Here is a 20025-nt window from a genome sequence, read left to right on the forward strand (position 1 = left end):
TCGACCGAGAACATCGTGCGCTTCGGCATCGCGCATGTGCCGCAGGGCCGCGGCACCTTCACCAACATGACGGTGGAGGAAAATCTTCAACTCGGAGCCATCACCCGCAAGGACAATGCNGGCATNGTCNCCGACATCGAGCGCATGTATGCGCATTTNCCGGTNCTNAAGCAGCGGCACACCCAGCAGGCCGGCACGCTCTCGGGNGGCGAGCAGCAGATGCTCGCGGTTGCCCGNGCNCTGATGCTGCGGCCGCGNCTGATGCTGCTGGACGAGCCGTCCTTCGGNCTNGCNCCGCTGGTCGTNCGCGACCTNTTCNNNATCCTCGGCAAGATCAACCGCGAAGACAAGGTCACGATCCTGGTGGTCGAGCAGAACGCCCAGCTCGCGCTCGAGCTCGCCGACCAGGCCTATGTGATCGAGACCGGCCGCATCGTGATGTCGGGTAACGCCAAGGACATCGCGAACAACGAGGACATCCGCAAATCCTATCTGGGTTACTGAGGGAGCCGGGACGATGGAGCTTTTCACCAACCAGGTCCTGGCCGGGATTGCGACCGGCGCGATCTATGCCTGCATGGCGCTCGCAGTGGTCATGATCTACCAGGCGATCGACCATCTCAACTTCGCGCAGGGCGAGATGGCGATGTTCGCGACCTTCATCTCCTGGCAGCTGATGCAATGGGGTGTGCCCTATTGGGCCGCCTTCGTGATCACGCTGGCGTTCGCTTTCGTCGGCGGCATCGCGATCGAGCGCATCCTGTTCAAGCCGCTCGCCAAGGCGCCGATCCTGACCAACGTCGCCGGCTTCATCGCGCTGTTTGCCATCATCAACTCCTCGGCCGGCCTGATCTGGGACTTCACCATCAAGCAATATCCGACCCCGTTCGGCTCCTCGCCGTTCCTCGGCAGCCAGCTCATCTCGACCCACCAGGCCGGCATGATCGGCGTCACCTTGCTGCTGCTGGTTGGCCTGTTCTTCTTCTTCCAGTACACTCGAATCGGCCTCGCGATGCGGGCAGCTGCCTCGCTGCCTGAATCGGCGCGGCTCGTCGGCATCAACACGAGCTGGATGATCGCGCTCGGCTGGGGCATGGCATCGGCGATCGGCGCGATCGCCGGCATGCTGATCGCCCCGGTGGTATTTCTCGAGCCCAACATGATGGGCGGCGTCCTGATCTACGGCTTTGCCGCGGCCGTGCTCGGCGGCCTGTCGAGCCCGTTCGGCGCGGTGGTCGGCGGCTTCCTGGTCGGCATCTTCGAGAACCTCGCCGGCACCTACATCCCCGGCGTCGGCAATGAGCTGAAGCTCCCGATCGCGCTCGCGCTGATCATTTCCGTCCTGGTCGTCAAACCCGCTGGCCTGTTCGGCCGGCACATCGTCAAGCGAGTTTGATCATGAGCGCAGCAGAAGAAGTCGTTGCCGAAGGCCACGAGGCGGTCGAGGCAGTTCCGAAGCGGGCCATGACGCTGAGCACGACCACCTCGCTGGTGGTGCTCGCAGTACTCCTGATCGTTCCGCTGTTCGCCAAGAACTTCATCATCTTCCAGCTGACGATGCTCCTGATCTACGGGCTCGCAGTGCTGGCGCTGAACATTCTCACCGGCGGGAGCGGCCAGTTCTCACTCGGCCAGAGCGCGTTCTACGCCGTCGGTGCCTATGTCACTGCGGTGCTGATGGAGCAGTTCAACGTCAACTATGCGCTCACGCTGCCGGTCGCCGGCGTGATCTGCTTCGGCTTCGGCTTCCTGTTCGGCCAGCCGGCGCTGCGGCTCTCCGGCGTCTATCTCGCGCTCGCGACGTTTGCGCTCGCCACCGCTATGCCGCAGCTTCTGAAGCTGAACTTCCTCGAGCACTGGACCGGCGGCGTACAGGGGCTCGTCGTCACCAAGCCGGACGCCCCGTTCGGCCTGCCGATGGGCCAGGACATGTGGCTCTATTACTTCACGCTCGTCGTCACGCTCGCGATCTACATCTTCTCGGTGAATCTCTTGCGCTCCCGCTCGGGCCGCGCCTTCATGGCGATCCGCGACAACGAGATCGCGGCATCCTCAATGGGCGTCAACGTCGCTCTCTACAAGACGCTGGCCTTCGGCGTGTCCGCCGGCATCACCGGTGTCGCCGGCGGCCTCAGCGCCATCGCGGTGCAGTTCGTCGCACCCGACAGCTACACCATCACGCTCGCGATCTCGCTGTTCCTCGGCATGGTCGTCGGTGGCGTCGGCTGGCTGCCCGGCTCGTTCGTCGGCGCCGCTTTCATCATCTTCGTGCCGAACATGGCGGAAAGCATCTCAAAAGGCCTCTCCGGCGCAGTGTTCGGCGTGCTCCTGTTCCTCGTCATCTTCCTGGTGCCGCATGGCGCAAGGCAGGTTGCGATCGTCAGCCAACAGTTGATTGGCAAACTCAAGAAGAACTGAAACGTCTAAAGGAGACTGAATTGCTGTTCGCAAGAATACTGGGAATCGTCGCTGTCGGAACGGCGGTCGCAACGATCACCTCCGGCGCAGCACTCGCCCAAAAGAAGTACGATACCGGCGCGACCGACACCGAGATCAAGATCGGCAACATCATGCCGTATAGTGGTCCGGCCTCCGCCTACGGCGTCATCGGCAAGACCGAAGAAGCCTATTTCAAGATGATCAACGACAAGGGCGGCATCAATGGCCGCAAGGTCAACTTCGTCACCTATGACGACGCTTACTCGCCGCCGAAGGCGGTCGAGCAGGTCCGCAAGCTCGTCGAGAGCGATGAGGTGCTGGCCGTGTTCAACCCGCTCGGCACGCCCTCCAACACAGCGATCCAGAAATATCTCAACGCCAAGAAGATCCCGCAGCTGTTCGTCGCGACCGGCGCCACCAAGTGGAACGATCCAAAGAACTTCCCATGGACCATGGGCTGGCAGCCCTCCTACCAGAGCGAAGCGCAAATCTACGCGAAGTGGCTCTTGAGGGAGAAACCCGACGCCAAGGTGGCGGTGCTCTATCAGAACGACGATTTCGGCAAGGACTATCTCAAGGGCACCAAGGACGGGTTCGGCGGCAAGGCCTCGAACATCATCATGGAAGAGAGCTATGAGGTGTCCGAGCCGTCGATCGACGGCCATATCGTCAAGATCAAGGCCGCCAATCCGGACGTGTTCGTGATCTACGCAACGCCGAAATTCGCCGCCCAGGCCATCAAGAAGGTGGCCGAGCTTTCCTGGAAGCCCCTTCAGATCGTCACCAACGTTTCGAGCTCGGTCGGCGGCGTGATGAAGCCCGCGGGCCTCGAAAACTCGCAAGGCATCCTGTCTGCCACTTACGGCAAGGACGCCGGCGACCCGCAGTGGGACAGTGACCCCGGCATGAAGAAGTGGTCGGAGTTCGTCGACAAGTACATGCCTGGCACGGACAAGAACGACAGCTTCGTCGTCTATGGCTATGGCGTTGCGCAGACGCTCGCAAAGGTGCTGGAAATGTGCGGCGATGATCTAACCCGCGCAAACGTCATGAAGCAGGCGGCGAGCCTGAAGGACTTCGCTCCTGACACCTTGCTGCCCGGCGTGAAGATCAATACCAGCGCGACCGATTTTGCCCCCATCAGCCAGCTCCAGATGCAACGCTTCAAGGGCGAGAAATGGGAACTCTTCGGCGAGATCATCAGCGGCGACGTCCCCTCCCAATGAAGCGCTGACGCAACAGCTTACCAGGTGAGCGCCCGCGAGCGATCACGGGGGCTTTTTGTTGACGGCCGGCGCCAATCTTGTTCAATGCAGAGCCGATCCAACCGGGTGGGAGAGCAATGGCTGTCGTCCGTCTTCAGTTCGCGGCCCTGTCGGCCGCATTCATCTTGTGCACCGCAACGAACGGCACAGCTCTGGCACAAAAGAAATATGACACCGGCGCCACCGACACCGAGATCAGGATCGGCAACATCATGCCCTACAGCGGTCCGGCCTCCGCCTATGGCGTGATCGGCAAGACCGAAGAGGCCTATTTCAACAAGATCAATGCGGAAGGCGGTATCAACGGTCGCAAGATCAAGTTCATCTCCTACGACGATGCCTACTCGCCGCCGAAGACGCTTGAACAGGCCCGCAAGCTCGTCGAAAGCGACGAGGTGTTCCTAATCTTCGGATCGCTCGGCACCTCGACCAACGCCGCCATCCGCAAGTACATGAACGAGAAGAAGGTGCCGCAATTGTTCGTGGCGAGCGGCGCCTCCAAATGGAACGATCCGAAAAACTACCCATGGACCATGGGCTGGCAACCGAGCTACGCCAGCGAAGCGCGCATCTACGCCAAATACATCATCAAGGAGAAGCCCGAAGCCAGGATCGCCGTGCTCTACCAGAACGACGATTTCGGCAAGGACTATCTGAGGGGCCTGAAGGACGGCCTCGGGCCGAAGGCCTCGATGATCGTGCTCGAGGACGGCTACGACACCTCCGAGCCAGCGATCGACGAGCGCGTCGTGAAGCTAAAGGCCTCGGGCGCCGACGTCTTCATCAGCATTACCACGCCGAAATTCGCCGCCCAGGCGATCAAGAAGGCGGCCGAGATCAACTGGCATCCGATGCAAATCATCTCCAACGTCTCGGCATCGGTCGGCGGCGTGATCGAGCCGGCGGGCTTCGAGGTGTCGCAGGGCATCCTCTCGGCGACCTACGTCAAGGACGGCACCGACCCGCAGTGGAACGCCGACGACGGGATGAAGAGGTTCTACGATTTCCTCGCGCAATTTGATCCGAAGGCGAACAGGCTCGACGCCGCCGTCGCGTTCGGCTACGGCGCGGCGCAGACGATGGCGAAGGTTCTCCAGATGTGCGGCGACGATCTCACGCGCGAGAACGTCATGAGGCAGGCGGCGAGCTTGAAGGATTTCGCTCCGGACACGCTGCTTCCCGGCATCAAGATCAACACCGCGCCGGACAATTTCGCGCCGATCGCACAGCTCCAGATGATGCGCTTCAAGGGCAGGTCGTGGGAGCTGTTCGGCGACGTCATCTCCAGCGAACTCGGCCACTAGGGTACGCGGAGTGCGCGCAACCGAAAATCGCAAGAGACGGTTTGCACAACTTCCATCAACAACATGCTCGGCGCGTGCCGCTATCTCGCAACTGCAACCGGTCACGTGCGCACATCATCCAATGTTTCGCACGCCTCCGCCAAGCGGATGACTACTAAAGGAGCAGCCCTCACGACGCCGTCGCGGGGGCTTTTTCTTGATGCTGCAACGCAAATCGTATTCAATTGCTGCCACGTCGCAAAAAAAGACCAACGACAAGAAAAGGACGCACACACACCAAGAAAATCAGGGAGACTGGAATGCCCGCTGTCACTGGCAAACTTGCTGCCGCGTCAGTCGCGCTTGCGCTGTTCGCGGCCTCGACCTCCACTGCATCCGCCCAGAAGAAATACGATACCGGCGCGACCGACACCGAGATCAAGATCGGCAACATCATGCCCTATAGCGGCCCTGCGTCCGCCTACGGCATCATCGGCCGCACCGAGGCCGCCTATTTCAAGAAGATCAACGATGAGGGCGGCATCAACGGCCGCAAGATCAACTTCATCTCCTATGACGACGCCTATTCGCCGCCGAAGACGGTGGAGCAAGCACGCAAGCTCGTCGAGAGCGACGAGGTGTTGTTCATCTTCAACTCGCTCGGCACGCCGCCAAACTCGGCGATCCAGAAATACATGAACTCCAAGAAGGTGCCGCAGCTCTTCGTCGCGACCGGCGCCACCAAGTGGAATGATCCGAAAGACTTCCCCTGGACCATGGGCTGGCAGCCCAACTACCAGAGCGAGACGCAGATCTACGCAAAGTGGCTCTTGAAGAACAAGCCGGACGCCAAGATCGCGGTGCTGTTCCAGAACGACGACTACGGCAAGGACTATCTCAAGGGCCTCAAGGACGGTCTCGGCGCGAAGGCAGCGAGCATGATTGTCGCAGAGGAGAGCTATGAAACGTCCGAGCCGACCATCGACAACCATATCGTGAAGCTGAAATCGATCGGCGCCGACGTCTTCATGAACATCACGACGCCGAAATTCGCCGCGCAAGCGATCAAGAAGAACGCCGAGATCGGCTGGAAGCCGCTTCATTTCCTGAACAACGTCTCGGCCTCGGTCGGCAGCGTGCTCAAGCCCGCGGGCTTCGAGAACTCGCAGGACATCATCTCCGCGGACTATCTGAAGGACGTTTCCGACCCGCAATGGAACAAGGATCCCGGCATGAAGGAGTTTCTCGCCTTCATGACGAAGTACTTCCCGGACGGCGACAAGCTCGACCACGGCACCATCGTCGGCTACGGCGTGGCGCAGACCCTGGTGCAGGTGTTGAAGCAGTGCGGCGACAATCTCACGCGCGAGAACATCATGAAGCAGGCGGCGAGCCTGAAGGACTTCCGGACCGAGGTGCTGCTGCCCGGGATCCAGATCAATACGTCAGCGACCGACTTCGCGCCGATCAGCCAGCTCCAGCTCGAGAAGTTCAAGGGCGAGAAGTGGGAGCTGTTCGGCGACGTGATCAGCGCCGACGTCGGCGGCTAGCCGCCGGCAGATTGGCCCGCGAAAAACGCCCCCCGCGAGAGTCTCGCGGGGGGTTTTCGTTGCCCATCACGCGATCGCATAATCGAATGATGGGCAAGCCCGCTTACGCTTTGCGCGGCGATGCGCTAGGCAAGGGGCAGGCCTACTCCGGCGAGGTCGCCGGTGCCGCCTCTCCTTGACGAAAGCATCGCCATGACCGACCGACGTCCCCTGCTCCGCGCCCTATATGACGCCGCCGTTGCCGCCGCCCATCCGAGCACGATTCTCGCACCGCATCTGCGCCCCGCGCCGAAGGGCCGCGTGATCTGCCTCGCCGCCGGAAAGGGCGCGGGCGCCATGGCCGCGGCCGCAGAGCGGCACTATCTCGATGGGCTCAAGCTCGATCCGGAGCGGCTGGTCGGCATCGCCACCACCCGCCACGGCTACGGCGTACCGACGCGACGCATCCGCGTGGTCGAGGCCGGCCATCCCGTGCCGGACGAAGCCGGCCTGAAGGGCGCCGCTGACACGCTCGCGCTCGCTGGCGAGGCCGGCCCTGATGATCTGCTGCTGGTGCTGCTCACCGGTGGCGGCTCGGCGAACTGGATCGCGCCGGTGGACGGCATCAGCTTTGCCCAGAAGCAGGCGGTCAACAAGGCGCTGCTCCGCTCGGGCGCGCCGATCGGCGAGATGAATGTCGTCCGCAAGCATCTGTCGCGCATCAAGGGCGGGCGGCTGGCGCGCGCCGGCAAAAATGCCGCCGAGATCGTCACGCTCGCGATCTCCGACGTGCCGCATGACGATCCCTCCGCGATCGCCTCCGGCCCCACCGTGCCGGATCCGACCACGCTGGCTGACGCGCGCGCGATCGTCGCGAAATACAAGCTCGACATCGACGATGCCGTTCGCCGCGCGCTCGACGATCCCGACAACGAAAGCTGCAAGCCCGGCGATGCCGCGTTTGCGCGCGCCCATTTCGAACTGATCGCGCGGCCCAAGCAGTCCCTCGACGCCGCCGTCAAGCTCGCGAAGGACGCGGGCTATGAGGTGATCGATCTCGGCGCCGATCTCGAAGGCGAGGCGCGCGAGGTTGCCGCCGAGCATGCGAGGCTGGCCTTGAAGGCGCGCGCCGCTGGCAAACGCACCGCCATCCTCTCCGGCGGCGAGCTCACGGTGACCGTGCGCGGCAATGGCCGCGGCGGCCCGAACCAGGAATACGCGCTGGCGCTCGCCGGCCTGTTGAAGGACACACCCGACATCGCCGCGCTCGCCGGCGACACTGACGGCGCCGACGGCGGCGCCGGCAAGCCCACCGACCCCGCCGGCGCACTGATCGATGCTGCAACCTTCGCGAAGATGAAGACGCTGGCGCTCGAGCCGCAGGCCTATCTCGACAACAACGACGCGACGGCGTTCTTTGCCGCAACAGGAGACTTGCTGCTGCCCGGGCCGACGCTGACCAACGTGAACGACATCAGGGTGATTTTGGTGGATTGAGAGGCGCCCTGTCCGGCGTCATCGCCGGGCCAACCTCAACACCGCTGTCATTCCCCGCGAAGGCGGGGAATCCAGTACGCCGCGGCCTGTCCGTATCCTCGCACTCTCTCTGGAATACTGGGATCGCCCGATCAAGTCGGGCGATGACACCGAGAGTAAGGCGGGCGCGCGCCGCAAACTCGTCAGCGCAGCTCACTCCTTGCCGCCGACGTGCTCCAGGAGCGCGAGCAGGCCTTTCAGCAGGTCGAGCGGCGACGGCGGGCAGCCCTTGATGTGCAGATCCACCGGAACGACCTCGGACACGCCGCCGACGCAGGCGTAGCTGCCTTTGAAGATGCCGCCATCAGCGGCGCAGCCGCCCACCGCGACCACCCATTTCGGATCGGGCGTGGCGTTATAGGTCCGCTCCAGCGCCTGCCTCATGTTCTTCGTCACCGGTCCCGTGACCAGCAGGACGTCGGCATGGCGCGGCGAGGCGACGAAGCGCAGACCGAAACGTTCGATGTCGTAGAAGGCGTTGGAGAGCGCGTGGATCTCCAGCTCGCAGCCATTGCACGAACCGGCGTCGACCTGGCGGATCGCGAGCGACCGGCCGAGTCTTGCCTGCGCCGCGCGGTCGACCTTGCTGGCAAGTTCAGCCAGCGCGGTCTCGTCCGGCGCCGGGGCGGGCTCGGTCAGAGAGCCGTGGGTGAGACTTTCGAGCAGGGTCTTGCGCATGGCTCAGAGATCCGCGCCCGAATAGGAACAGTTGAACGATTTGTTGCAGAGCGGGAAGTCGGCGATGATGTTGCCCTCGATCGCGGTCTCCAGCAGCGGCCACTGGAACCAGGAGGCATCGCGCAGGTGGCAGCGCTGCACGCGCAACTCCCGGTCCAGCCTGAGCCAGACCAGCACGTCACCGCGAAACGCTTCGGTCACAGCCAGGCCTTCGCATTCGCCGTGCCCGGCCGGCAGCGCGCTCATGATCTCGCCCGGTGCCATCAGGTCCAGAATCTGCGCGATCAGCGCAACGCTCTGCTCGACCTCGCGGATGCGGATCCAGACCCGCGCATTGACGTCGCCCGCCTCGAGCACCGGCACCTCGAACGACAGCCGATCGTAGGGGGCGTAGGCAAGCATGCGCCGCGCATCGAAATTGCGCCCCGAGGCACGGCCGACATAGCCGCCGGCGCCGAACTGGCGCGCATATTCCGTTTTCACGATGCCCGTGGTGACGGTGCGGTCCTGAAGCGACGCCGTGTTGTCGTAGAGTTCGATCAGGCGTGGAAACACCTTGTCGATTTCGGCAAGCAGCGTGCGCAGTGCCGCAATGCCGTCCGGTGCGATGTCGCGCACCACGCCGCCGGGCACGATGACGTCCATCATTAACCGATGGCCGAATGCAGCATCGGCGGCGCGCAGGCAGCGCTCGCGCAAAATGCCGGTCTGCGCATGCATCAACGCGAAAGAGGCGTCGTTGCAGATCGCGCCGATGTCGCCGAAATGATTGGCAAGCCGCTCCAGTTCCGCCATCAGCGCCCGCAAGTGCGTCGCGTGCGGCGGCGCCTCGATGTCGAGCGCTGCCTCGGCAGCGCGCGCAAAGGCAAAAGCGTAGGCGACGGCGCTGTCGCCAGAGGTACGATTGGCGAGCTTTGCCGCAGCCTCAAGGTTCGCGCCCTGCAGCAGGGATTCGACGCCCTTATGGGTATAGCCAAGCCATTGCTCCAGCCGCACCACATGCTCGCCATTGGCGGTGAAGCGGAAATGGCCGGGCTCGATGATGCCGGCATGGACGGGTCCCACCGCAACCTGATGCAGTGCTTCGCCTTCGGCCGGTAGGAACCGATACAGGACCGCCTCGCGCGGCGCGTCGCGGCTGCCGAGCGGGAACGATTTGTCCCAGACGTAATGGTCGAGCCACGGCCGCACATCGTCCGCGCTGGTTGACGTCAGCCCGAACAGGTCGTGGATGGTACGCTCCAGCCGCAGCGCGGGCGGATGATGGCGGGCGACGCTTGGAAAGCTACCCGCCGCACATTCGTAGGTGACGACCGCGATCTCGGCGACGGCTTCATCGAGCAGCGCCATGTGGACAACGGCCGGCTCACCCCAGAGGCCAAGCAGGGTCAGACGGCCGGCGGCCAGTTCGTCGACTGCGGCCCGCCAGCCCGCTTCTGCCACGACGACACGCGGCCAGGGGCGGTGCGACGGCACCGCGTGAACATGGGGGATGCTGTCGAGGATACCCATCGCCTATCCCAGCAGCTTTGCGACGTTAGTAAAGCCGGTCACCAGGACCGGCGGCAGATAGATCCCCGCCATCGCGACCAGCGCCAGATGCGTGAACATCGGCACGTAGGAGGCCTCCGCCGGCGCGGTCTTGCCTTTGGGCTCGCCGAACATCACGACGCCGATCCGCAGCAAGAGCCCGCCGAGCGCGATGATGATACCGAGCACCAGGATCGCGGTCAGCCATGGCGCGCGGGAAAAGGTCGAGCTGACGACCAGGAACTCGCTCATGAAGATGCCGAGCGGCGGCAGGCCGACGATGGCGATGACGCCGAGCATCAGGCCCCAGCCGAGCACCGGGTTGGTCACCGTGAGCCCACCAATGTCGGCGATCTTCTGCGTACCCTTGACCTGCGCGATGTGACCGACCGCGAAGAAGATCGCGGACTTGGTCAGCGAGTGCATGGTCATGTGCAGAAGGCCCGCGAAGTTCGCGAGCGGCCCGCCCATGCCGAAGGCAAACACGATGATGCCCATGTGCTCGATCGAGGAATAAGCGAACATGCGCTTGATGTCGCGGCGGCGGTACAGCATCAGCGCCGCGAAGATCACCGAGATCAGGCCCATCGTCACCATCAGCGGCCCCGGCGCGATCGCCGCCGAATTGACCGCGAGCATCATCTTGAAGCGCAGAAGCGCATAGAGCGCGACATTCAGCAGAAGGCCCGAGAGCACCGCGGAGATCGGCGTTGGGCCTTCGGCGTGCGCGTCGGGCAGCCAGGCGTGCAGCGGCGCGAGGCCGACCTTCGTGCCGTAGCCAAGCAGCAGGAAGACGAAGGCGACGTTGAGCAGCGCCGGATCGAATGCGGCGGCGTGCTGGACCAGCACGGTCCACACCATGCCGTCGAGCCCTTCGCCCACCGCAGGACGCGCCGCCATGTAGACCAGGATGGTGCCGAACAGCGCCAGCGCGATGCCGACGCTGCCGAGGATGAAATACTTCCACGCGGCTTCGAGCGCCTCATGGGTACGGTAGATACCGACCATCAGCACGGTCGTCAGCGTCGCGACCTCGACCGCAACCCACATCAGGCCGATATTGTTGGCGATGAGCGCGAGGTTCATCGCGAACATCAGGATCTGGTACATCGCGTGATAGAAGCGCAGGAAGGCCGGCGTCAACCGTCCGGTCTCGATTTCGTGATGGATGTAGCTCGCGCTGAACACGGATGTGGTGAAGCCGACGAAGGTCGTCAGCACGATGAAGACCTTGTTGAGGTCGTCGAGCAGCAGATATTGCCCTGACGTCGGTTCGATCACGAACAGCGAGAGCGAGGTGAGGAAGGTCGCGAGCGCCGCAACGACGTTGAGCTTTGCCGTCAGGAAGTAGCCGGGCAGTATCGCGAGCAGCGCGGCCGAGATGGCCGGGATCAACAGGATGGCACCGAGCGCGTCGATCGTCATCGCCGCTCTCCCCTGAAGCGGTCGAGCGCCTGCACATCGACACTGTCGAAACGCTCGCGGATGCGAAACAGGAAGATGCCGATCACGATGAAGGCGATCAGCACCGAAAAGGCGACGCTGATCTCGACCACCAGCGGCATGCCCTTGGCACCAGTCGCCGCCAGCACGAGGCCATTCTCCAGCGACATGAAACCGACCACCTGGCTCACGGCATTGCGCCGCGTCACCATGATCAGGAGCCCGAGCAGCACCACCGACAGCGCGAAGGCCAGATCCTCGCGCGCGAGCGCATCCGCGCCCGGCGTCACCCGCAGCATCACCACCATCGACAGCGCGACGAGGCCGATGCCGGCCATCATGGTGAGCCCGATGCCGATCACGTTCTCGATCTCGCGGTGAATGCCGAGCCGCCGGATGATCCGGTGCAGCGCTACCGGAATGATGATGGCCTTGAAAACGAGAGCGATCAGCGCGGTGACATAGAGATGCGGCGCCGCCTGCACATAGGCCTGCCAGGCCACCGACAACGCCAGCACGCCGGCGTGCAGCGCATAGACGTTGAGCAGCGCATAGAGCCGGTCCTGGTAAAGCAGCATGAAGCTCGCCAGCACGAGCGATCCGGCGAGCAGGTGGGCGATATCGAATTGCAGGCTGCTCATGTCCTACAGGCTCCCCGACACGAAGCGCAGCAGCGTCGCGAGCAGCGCCAGCATCAGCGCCGCCCCCAAAAACTCCGGAATACGGAATACGCGCATCTTGGCGATCGACGTCTCGAACAGCGCGAGCAGGAAGCCAAGAACTGCAAGCTTGCCGAAATAGAGCAGCGCGCCGAACGCCAGTGTCGCGACGCTCGCATCCGCAGTCGCGGTGCCCCAGGGCAGGAACACGCAGGCGATCAGCGAGACGTAGAGCAGCAGCTTGAGCTGCGACGACAGGTCGATCAGCGCAAGATGCCGCCCCGAATATTCCAGCACCATGGCCTCATGAACCATCGTGAGCTCGAGATGGGTCGCGGGATTGTCGACGGGGATGCGGGCATTCTCCGCCAGCGCCACAATGGTCAGCGCGACGAACGCCATGCCGAGCGACACGCGCAGACCGACCGCGTCCGAGCCCATGAACTCGGCAACGTTGGAAAGCTGGGTCGAGCCCGCGATCATGGCGACCGCGAACACCGTTATCAGGATGGCAGGCTCGGCCAGGGTCGCGATCATCACCTCGCGGCTGGAGCCGATGCCGCCGAAGGCGGTGCCGACATCCATGCCGGCAAGCGCCTGGAAGAAACGCGCGCTGCCGAGCAGCGCAATGATGGCGATGAGGTCGGCGGTACCGGAGAACAACAGACCGTTGCCGAAGGTCGGCACCAGCGAAGCCGCTACCCAGGTGCCGGCAAACATCAGATAGGGAATGACGCGGAACAGCCATGAAGCGTTGTCCGCGAGCACGACGTCCTTGCGCATCAGGCGGACGAGGTCGCGATAGGGCTGAACCAGCGGCGGTCCGCGCCGGCGGAGCAGCCGCGCCTTCACCTTGCGGACAAAGCCGGTCAGCAGCGGGGCGAGCAGCAGCACCAGCAGCATCTGCGCGCCCTGCGAGAGGATGTCGCGCAGCGCGGTCATAGCGCCACCACCAGGAGCAGAACGATGAGCGCTCCGAAGACCAGCGTCAGATAGCGGCGGATGGTGAGGAATTGCAGGGTGTTGATGCGTTCGGTGGCGAAGCCGATGATCGTCGCGATCGGCGCGTAGAGCGCGTCCCAGATCAGATCGTGCAGTTCGACCTTGAGCCGTGCAGGCAGCGGCGATGATGGCGGTGGCATCTCGCCGATCTCGCGTGCCGCAAAGATCACGCTGCCGAACACGCGGCGGATCGGCTGCGAGAAGCTCGAGGCGGAGTATTGGATCGTGGGGTCGGGGTCGGGATACCCGCAATCCCAGGCGGGCGCGCGGCGCAGGCGATCGGAGGCGAGGCGGTGAATGGCCGACGCCGCGGCGGTGCCGCAGAGCGCAACGAACAGGAAGACGAGAAGGCCGTTATAAGAGCTGCGGCTTTCCGCGATCGGCACGATCGTGAGCCATTCCAGCCCGGTCTGATGCGGCATGACGTTGCCGACCATGGCCTTGCTCACCGGCGCCAGCGCGTCGATGAACAGGCCGGGCAGGATGCCGGCGACGAGGCAGAGTGCCGCAAGCGCGAACATCGCAGCCAGCGAGAAGCGATCGGTCTCATGCGCGCTTGCGGCGACATCCGTGCGCGGCCGGCCGAGGAAGCTGATGCCATAGAGTTTGACGAAGCAGGCCGCGGCGAAAGCCGCCGCCAGCGCCAGGAGGCCGCCGACCGCGGGGATGGCGAGCTTCAAACCCCAGGATGGCAGTTGCGGCGACAGCAGGATTGCCTGGAAGGTCAGCCATTCCGAGACAAAACCGTTGAAGGGCGGCAGCGCCGAGATCGCGACGCAGCCGACCAGCATCGCGAAGGCCGTGCGTGGCATGCGATGGATCAGCCCGCCGAGCTTCTCCATGTCGCGCGCGCCGGTTGCCTCCAGCACCGCGCCGGCGCCGAAGAACAGAAGGCTCTTGAACAGCGCGTGATTGAAGACGTGCAGCATCGCCGCGGTGAAGGCGAGCGCCGCCACCCAGTCGAGCCCCTGCGCCTTGAAAGCGAGCGCGAGCCCGAGGCCGGTGAAGATGATGCCGATGTTCTCGATGGTCGAATAGGCCAGCACGCGCTTGATGTCGCGCTGCATCAGCGCATAGAGCACGCCCAGCGTCGCGGTGGGGCCGCCGACCAGCAGCACCACCATGCTCCACCACCACTCAGGCTCCGGCAACAGGTCAAACACGATGCGGACGAAACCATAGACGGCGACCTTGGTCATCACGCCGCTCATGAGGGCCGAGACGTGGCTGGGAGCGGCGGGATGAGCAAGTGGCAGCCAGGCGTGCAGCGGCACGACGCCCGCCTTCGAGCCGGCGCCGAGCAGGACGAGGATCACCACCATGCCGGCGAGCGCGGCCGAGGGATGCGAAGCGCGGATCGCGTCGAAATCGTAACCGGCACCGCTCGCAAGCAGACCGAAGGCGAGCAGCAGGACCAGCGTGCCGAAGCTTGCCATCAGGAGATAGACATAGCCGGCACGGATATTCTCCGCCTCGCGGTGGTGCGACACCACCAGAGCCCAGGAGGTCAGCGACATGAACTCCCACGCCACCAGAAAGCTGAAGGCGTCGTTGGCGAGCACGACCGTATTCATGCCGGCGAGATAGGCGGGATAGAACGGCAGCACGCGACCGGGAGATTCTTCATGCGCGCCGTAGCCGAGCGCGAACAGGCTGGCGGCCGCGCCACCAAGATTGATCACGACCAGGAAGAAGGCCGACAGCGCATCGAGACGGAAGTGAGCCCCCAGCCAGGGCAGGCCGATCGGCAGAGTGGCACTCAACACGGGATGGGCCGAATCGAGCAGGTGAAGGAGCGCGGTGACGCAGAGTGCCGCGGTGACGACCAGGCAGGCGCCATAGAGCACGGCCGAACCGCGCGGGTACGACGACAGCACGATCCCGACCGGCGCCAGCGCCAGCAGCAGTGCCACCGACCATAGCGCCACCGAGATCATTAGAGCTCCCGGATTGCGAGTTGTGCGCGCGTCGTCATTTGTTGTCCTCGCCCGCGCTGGGCTGGGATTTCAGCCGTACGCCGCGGCCACTTCCGGTCGAGGGCGCGCCCTCGCCGATCAGCTCGATGCCCGCGGCCGCGAGCGCCTCGACCAGCTTCATCAGGGAATCGACATTGCCGCGAATGACGCCCTCGGAGGCCTCCATGCGCTGGATCGTCGGCAGCGACAGCGAGCAGCGCTGCGCCAGCTCGCGCTGGTCGATCCCGAGCAGGGCGCGAGCGGCCCGAAGCTGCGCGGCGGTAATCACTGACAGCACCTCCCATGGCAAGCGCCGTGATTGATAAAGCAAGCATATGACATCTAAAATGATGTATCAAGCATCAATTATACCGCATTGCACATCAGGAGGCGGTTGCCTGCCCGCTGCAATCTCATTGCATCCCTTAACGTGAAATTCGCTGCAACTTCAGGAACCTGCCTGCGCGGGAGGCAGATCGTGGAGACCGTTCACCGGCCTCTGCTCTAATGCTTTCCGCGCTTGAAGGGGGCGAACATACATGGAGGATCGCGACAGGCAGGTCGCCGACAACGGCCCGCCGGAGCCGCTCGGCTCGCTCGCCTTGGGCGGGTTGCTCGAGCAGGCCGTCAACAATCTTTGGCTTGGCATCATCCTGTTCAACCGGAGCCGCGAAGTCATCTACTGCAACCAGCGCTACATGGACATGTACGGGCTTGCGCCGGACGAAGTGCGGCCGGGCACACCGGTCAGCAATCTGATCCAGCACCGGCTCAAGCTCGGATTGAAGGTCCGCGGCGAGGCCGATGACTATGTTCGTGCCCGCACGGAGCGCACGATCGTCAGCGAACGGGCCGTGCAGGACTTCGCGGACGGGCGGATCATCGCCTATACCGTTCACCCTCTGCCGGACGGCGGCGGCATGGCCACCCACGAGGACATCACCGAGCGCGAGGAGCTCAGCGCACGGCTGCAACAGCGCAACATGCAGTTCGACATCGCGATCAACAACATGTCGCACGGGCTGTGCTTCTTCGATGCCAATCACCGGCTGATCGTGTGCAACAAGGACTTCATCGACATGTACGGGCTGCCGCCTGAGCGTGTCCGTCCCGGCACGCCCCTGTCGGACATCGTCGACATGCGCTTTGAGGCCGGCAGCGTGCCCGCGATGTCGCGGGCCGAGTACATGAAATGGCGCACCGGCGTCGTGGTTTCGGCCGAGCCCGTCGACAGCATCGTCGAGATGCGAAACGGGCGTACCTTCAAGATCCGCCATCGCCCGATGCCGGACCTCGGCTGGGTGGCGACCCACGAAGACATCACCGAGCAGCGGCGGACCGAGCTCAGAATCGCGCATATGGCGCATCACGACGCGCTGACGGATCTTGCCAATCGCGCCCTGCTCAACCAGCGGCTCGAGCAGGCGTTCGCATCGAACCAGACCTTTGCCGTGCATCACATCGACCTCGACAAGTTCAAGTCGGTGAACGACACGCTGGGGCATCATGCCGGCGATGCCCTGCTCAAGGGCGTGAGCGAGCGTCTGCGCCGCCTCGTTCGTCCCGGCGACACGATCGCCCGGATGGGCGGCGACGAATTCGTCGTCCTGCAAAGCCCGATCAGCGAGGCAAGCGAAGCAAGCACGCTTGCACAGCGCATTATCGGGCAGATGAGCGCGCCGTTCGAGATCGACGCTCAGCAGACGATCGCGGGGGCAAGCATCGGAATCGCCATTGCGCCGACCGATGGAGCAACACCCGAGCAATTGCTGCGCAACGCCGACCTTGCGCTCTACCGGGCCAAGAGCGACGGTCGGGGCATGTACCGCTTTTTCGAGCCGGCGATGGACGAGCAGGTGCAAAGCCGCCGCGCATTGGAGCTCGATCTGCGCAAAGCGCTCGCTGGCGGCGAATTCGAGCTTCACTATCAGCCGCTGGTGAAGAGCCACAGCGGCGCGATCAGCGGCTTCGAGGCGTTGATCCGCTGGCAGCATCCGCAGCGCGGACTGATCCCTCCGGGCAGCTTCATTCCGCTTGCCGAGGAGATCGGCCTGATCGTGCCGATCGGCGAGTGGGTGATCCGGCAGGCCTGCATGACCGCCAGCCGGTGGCCAAAGTACCTCCACGTCGCCGTCAACATATCGGCCGTACAATTCCGTTACGCCGGTCTTGCCGAGGTGATCGTGGGCGCGCTCGCGGCCGCGGGGCTGGACGCCAGCCGGCTCGAAATCGAGATCACCGAGAGCGTCCTCTTGCAGGACAAGGAGGGGACGCTCGCCACGCTGCACCGGCTGCGCGAGCTCGGGATCCGGATCGCGATGGACGATTTCGGCACCGGCTATTCGTCGCTGACCTATCTGCAATGTTTTCCGTTCGACAAGATCAAGATCGACCGCTCCTTCGTGCGCGACGTCGCCACCGATGCCGGATCACTCAACATCGTGCGGGCGATTGCTGCGCTCGCAAGCGGGTTGGGAATGACGGCGACGGCGGAAGGCGTCGAAACGCACGAGCAGCTCGACCGGATCGCGGCGGAAGGATGCACGGAAATGCAGGGCTATCTGTTCAGCCGCCCACTGCCCGCAGCCGAAATCGAGCGCCGCTTCCTGTCCCCGGAAGCGCCCGCCTTGCCCGACCGGATCGCTGCGGCGTAATCGCTTCCGGCAGCGGGGCCGAGCAAGCGATCGCCTTGGCATCAAACGCAAACCGCCAAGCCCGCGAGCATCGAGTCTCTTGCCGCGCGACAGGTGCGTTCCCTCCCCCCTTGCGGGGGAGGGCTAGGGAGGAGGGTGCCGCACGGCGCGCTCTCTCGGATCTGGCGAAGGGCGACCGCGAGTCCTTGTTGGGGGCATCGCGAGAATCTCGCGCACCTTTTGCTGGGCTACCCCCCTCCCCTGCCCTCCCCCGCAAGGGGGGAGGGAGCGCAGGGTGTTGCGGGGCGAGAACCGAGCTCCGGGGTGACGAGATCGCTCAAAACTCGTTGGCGATCTTGGAGAGCATCGCGATCAGGGACTCGCGGTTGGCCCCACCCAACAGCTCGTTCAACCGCGCCTCATGCTTGGTGGCGACGAGCTTTTTGGCGCGGCCAAGCACGGCCTTGCCCTTGTCGGTCAGGACCAGGATGTGCGAGCGACGATCGTTGGTGGAACGGATCCGCGCGCAAAGGTCGCGACTCTCGAGATTATCCAGCATGGCCACGAAATTCGGGCGCAGGATGCCGAGCGTGGAGGCGATCTCGGTTTGATTGCGGCCGGGATTCTTTTCGACCAGCAACAGCACGGAAAACTGCGCCGGCGTGAGCTGGAGCGAAGCCATGCAGCGCAGGAAGTTCTCGAATACCTTGAGCTGGGCGCGCTTGAGCACGTAGCCGAGCTGTTCGGAGAGCTCGCCAAGCTGAAGCGCCTCGCCGGCTTCATCGCTGGCGTCCCTGCGCGCCCTGGCTGCCTCCGCGCCCTTTGCCGTTGCTTCCGCCGCCTTGGAAACGGTCATCGCCTGTTGCTCGCAATCCCGTTAGATTTAAGCCCGGTGTTCCCCGGCCCTTGAAGTTATATTCGATAATTGTTATTGACCATATCAAATATCGTCAGCGATTTTCAATGGCTGTGAGGGACGATCCACCGCGAAACGGGGATCGGTCCGGATCTTAAGGGGGAGCGTCCGGTCTTGAATACCACCATCCTGCTGTTCCTTCTCCAGGACGGCATCACCAACGGCGCGATCTACGCGCTGCTCGGACTGGCGCTGGTGCTGGTGTTCGCCGTCACCCGCGTCATCCTGATTCCACAAGGCGAATTCGTCACGTATGGCGCGCTGACCTATGCCTCGCTCGCCTCCGGCCAGATGCCGGGCACGGCCAAGCTTGCGCTCGCGATGGGCATCGTCGCCTTTGTGTTCGACCTTTTCGCGGCGCGCAAAGCGCTGCACGGGCGGTTGATCCTCCGCACCTTCCTCACCAACATCGTGCTGCCGGGAATCGTGCTGGCGGCGATCCTTTACTTCGCCGGCCAGAAGCCGCCGGTTGCGATCTCGATGGCGCTGTCGCTCGTCATCGTCGCGCTGATCGGCGTATCGCTCTATCGCATCGTCTTCCAGCCACTGGCGCACACCTCGGTGCTCGTGCTGCTGATCGCCTCCGTCGGCGTCCATCTTGCGCTGCAGGGCCTCGGCCTTCTGTTCTTCGGCGCCGAAGGCCAGCGCGGACCGGCGGTGCTGTCGACGGCCTTCACGCTCGGCGCGTTGCGCTTCACCGGCCAGAGCATCACGGTCTACGGCATCACCATCGCCTTCATCGTCGGCCTCTGGCTGTTCTTCGGCTTCACGCGCTACGGCAAGGCGCTGCGCGCGACCGCCGTCAACCGGCTGGGGGCGCGGCTCGCCGGCATCCGCACCTCGCTGTCGGGGCAGATCGCCTTCCTGCTGGCGTCCGTGATCGGTGCGCTGTCGGGCATACTGATCGTCCCGATTACAACTCTCTACTACGACAGCGGCTTCCTGATCGGCCTGAAGGGCTTCGTCGCCGCGATCATCGGCGGCCTCGTCAGCTATCCCTTGACGGCGATCGCCGCGCTCTTTGTCGGCATCGTCGAGGCGTTCTCGTCCTTCTACGCCAGCAACTACAAGGAGGTCATCGTCTTCATGCTCCTGATCCCGGTGCTGCTGCTGCGCTCGCTCGCGGCCCCCGCGGTCGAGGAAGAGAAGGACTGAGC

Annotated in this window: 17 protein-coding genes; 9 read left to right on the top strand and 8 right to left on the bottom strand. The window is 64.0% G+C overall.

The window, feature by feature from the left end; genetic code table 11:
• From YUU_RS0104540 to YUU_RS0104575, 7 genes are all read left to right on the top strand, one after another.
• On the top strand, window positions 1-504 hold a 504-nt coding region (locus tag YUU_RS0104540; RefSeq protein WP_027521300.1), incomplete at its 5' end, for an ABC transporter ATP-binding protein.
• Between the two features lie 13 nt (window positions 505-517).
• Entirely contained in the window at window positions 518-1396 is an 879-nt protein-coding gene (locus tag YUU_RS0104545; RefSeq protein WP_027521301.1) for a branched-chain amino acid ABC transporter permease, read from the top strand.
• Between the two features lie 2 nt (window positions 1397-1398).
• Window positions 1399-2418, top strand: a complete 1020-nt coding sequence (locus YUU_RS0104550) for a branched-chain amino acid ABC transporter permease (RefSeq protein ID WP_027521302.1) — start codon at window positions 1399-1401, stop codon at window positions 2416-2418.
• Between the two features lie 20 nt (window positions 2419-2438).
• Window positions 2439-3665 (top strand): ABC transporter substrate-binding protein, encoded by a 1227-nt coding sequence (locus YUU_RS0104555; protein ID WP_027521303.1) that lies wholly within the window; start codon window positions 2439-2441, stop codon window positions 3663-3665.
• 116 nt (window positions 3666-3781) lie between these two features.
• Window positions 3782-5008: an ABC transporter substrate-binding protein gene (locus tag YUU_RS0104560; RefSeq protein ID WP_027521304.1), complete on the top strand. Its 1227-nt coding sequence runs from the start codon at window positions 3782-3784 to the stop codon at window positions 5006-5008.
• A gap of 299 nt (window positions 5009-5307) precedes the next feature.
• Window positions 5308-6537: an ABC transporter substrate-binding protein gene (locus YUU_RS0104565; protein ID WP_027521305.1), complete on the top strand. Its 1230-nt coding sequence runs from the start codon at window positions 5308-5310 to the stop codon at window positions 6535-6537.
• Between the two features lie 192 nt (window positions 6538-6729).
• On the top strand, window positions 6730-8013 hold the full coding sequence (locus tag YUU_RS0104575; RefSeq protein WP_027521306.1) for a glycerate kinase: 1284 nt from the start codon (window positions 6730-6732) through the stop codon (window positions 8011-8013).
• A 192-nt stretch (window positions 8014-8205) separates the two neighbouring features.
• Here YUU_RS0104575 and YUU_RS0104580 read toward each other — a convergent pair whose 3' ends face one another.
• From YUU_RS0104580 to YUU_RS0104610, 7 genes are read right to left on the bottom strand one after another with little or no spacing between them, the layout of a single operon-like run.
• The gene (locus YUU_RS0104580) at window positions 8206-8730 is read right to left on the bottom strand and encodes an NADH-quinone oxidoreductase subunit B family protein (RefSeq protein WP_027521307.1); all 525 of its coding nucleotides are present in this window, start codon (window positions 8728-8730) and stop codon (window positions 8206-8208) included.
• Window positions 8731-8733: 3 nt separating this feature from the next.
• Complete coding sequence (locus YUU_RS0104585; RefSeq protein WP_027521308.1) at window positions 8734-10242, bottom strand: NADH-quinone oxidoreductase subunit C; 1509 nt, start codon at window positions 10240-10242, stop codon at window positions 8734-8736.
• Window positions 10243-10245: 3 nt separating this feature from the next.
• A complete protein-coding gene (locus tag YUU_RS0104590; protein ID WP_027521309.1) occupies window positions 10246-11685 on the bottom strand; it encodes a hydrogenase 4 subunit F in 1440 nt (479 codons plus the stop codon).
• Entirely contained in the window at window positions 11682-12344 is a 663-nt protein-coding gene (locus YUU_RS0104595) for a hydrogenase-4 component E (protein WP_027521310.1), read from the bottom strand. Before YUU_RS0104595 ends, YUU_RS0104590 begins: the two co-directional genes overlap by 4 nt.
• A 3-nt stretch (window positions 12345-12347) precedes the next feature.
• Window positions 12348-13304 (bottom strand): respiratory chain complex I subunit 1 family protein, encoded by a 957-nt coding sequence (locus YUU_RS0104600; protein ID WP_027521311.1) that lies wholly within the window; start codon window positions 13302-13304, stop codon window positions 12348-12350.
• Window positions 13301-15301: a hydrogenase 4 subunit B gene (gene hyfB, locus YUU_RS0104605; protein ID WP_027521312.1), complete on the bottom strand. Its 2001-nt coding sequence runs from the start codon at window positions 15299-15301 to the stop codon at window positions 13301-13303. Before hyfB ends, YUU_RS0104600 begins: the two co-directional genes overlap by 4 nt.
• Window positions 15302-15335: 34 nt before the next feature.
• Window positions 15336-15608, bottom strand: a complete 273-nt coding sequence (locus YUU_RS0104610; protein ID WP_027521313.1) for a helix-turn-helix domain-containing protein — start codon at window positions 15606-15608, stop codon at window positions 15336-15338.
• A gap of 250 nt (window positions 15609-15858) precedes the next feature.
• On the opposite strand from YUU_RS0104610, the gene YUU_RS0104615 reads away from it, so the two are divergent.
• Window positions 15859-17973 carry a bifunctional diguanylate cyclase/phosphodiesterase gene (locus YUU_RS0104615; RefSeq protein WP_027521314.1) on the top strand — a complete coding sequence of 705 codons (2115 nt, stop codon included), beginning with the start codon at window positions 15859-15861 and terminating at the stop codon, window positions 17971-17973.
• A 316-nt stretch (window positions 17974-18289) separates the two neighbouring features.
• On the opposite strand, the gene YUU_RS0104620 is transcribed toward YUU_RS0104615, so the two are convergent.
• A complete protein-coding gene (locus YUU_RS0104620) occupies window positions 18290-18808 on the bottom strand; it encodes a MarR family winged helix-turn-helix transcriptional regulator (protein WP_027521315.1) in 519 nt (172 codons plus the stop codon).
• Window positions 18809-18982: 174 nt separating this feature from the next.
• Between YUU_RS0104620 and YUU_RS0104625 the strand changes: the two genes are divergently transcribed.
• Entirely contained in the window at window positions 18983-20023 is a 1041-nt protein-coding gene (locus YUU_RS0104625; RefSeq protein WP_027521316.1) for a branched-chain amino acid ABC transporter permease, read from the top strand.
• Window positions 20024-20025: the final 2 nt, after the last annotated feature.

Origin of the sequence: Bradyrhizobium sp. Ec3.3, from assembly GCF_000472925.1 — a bacterium.
Taxonomy (GTDB): domain Bacteria; phylum Pseudomonadota; class Alphaproteobacteria; order Rhizobiales; family Xanthobacteraceae; genus Bradyrhizobium.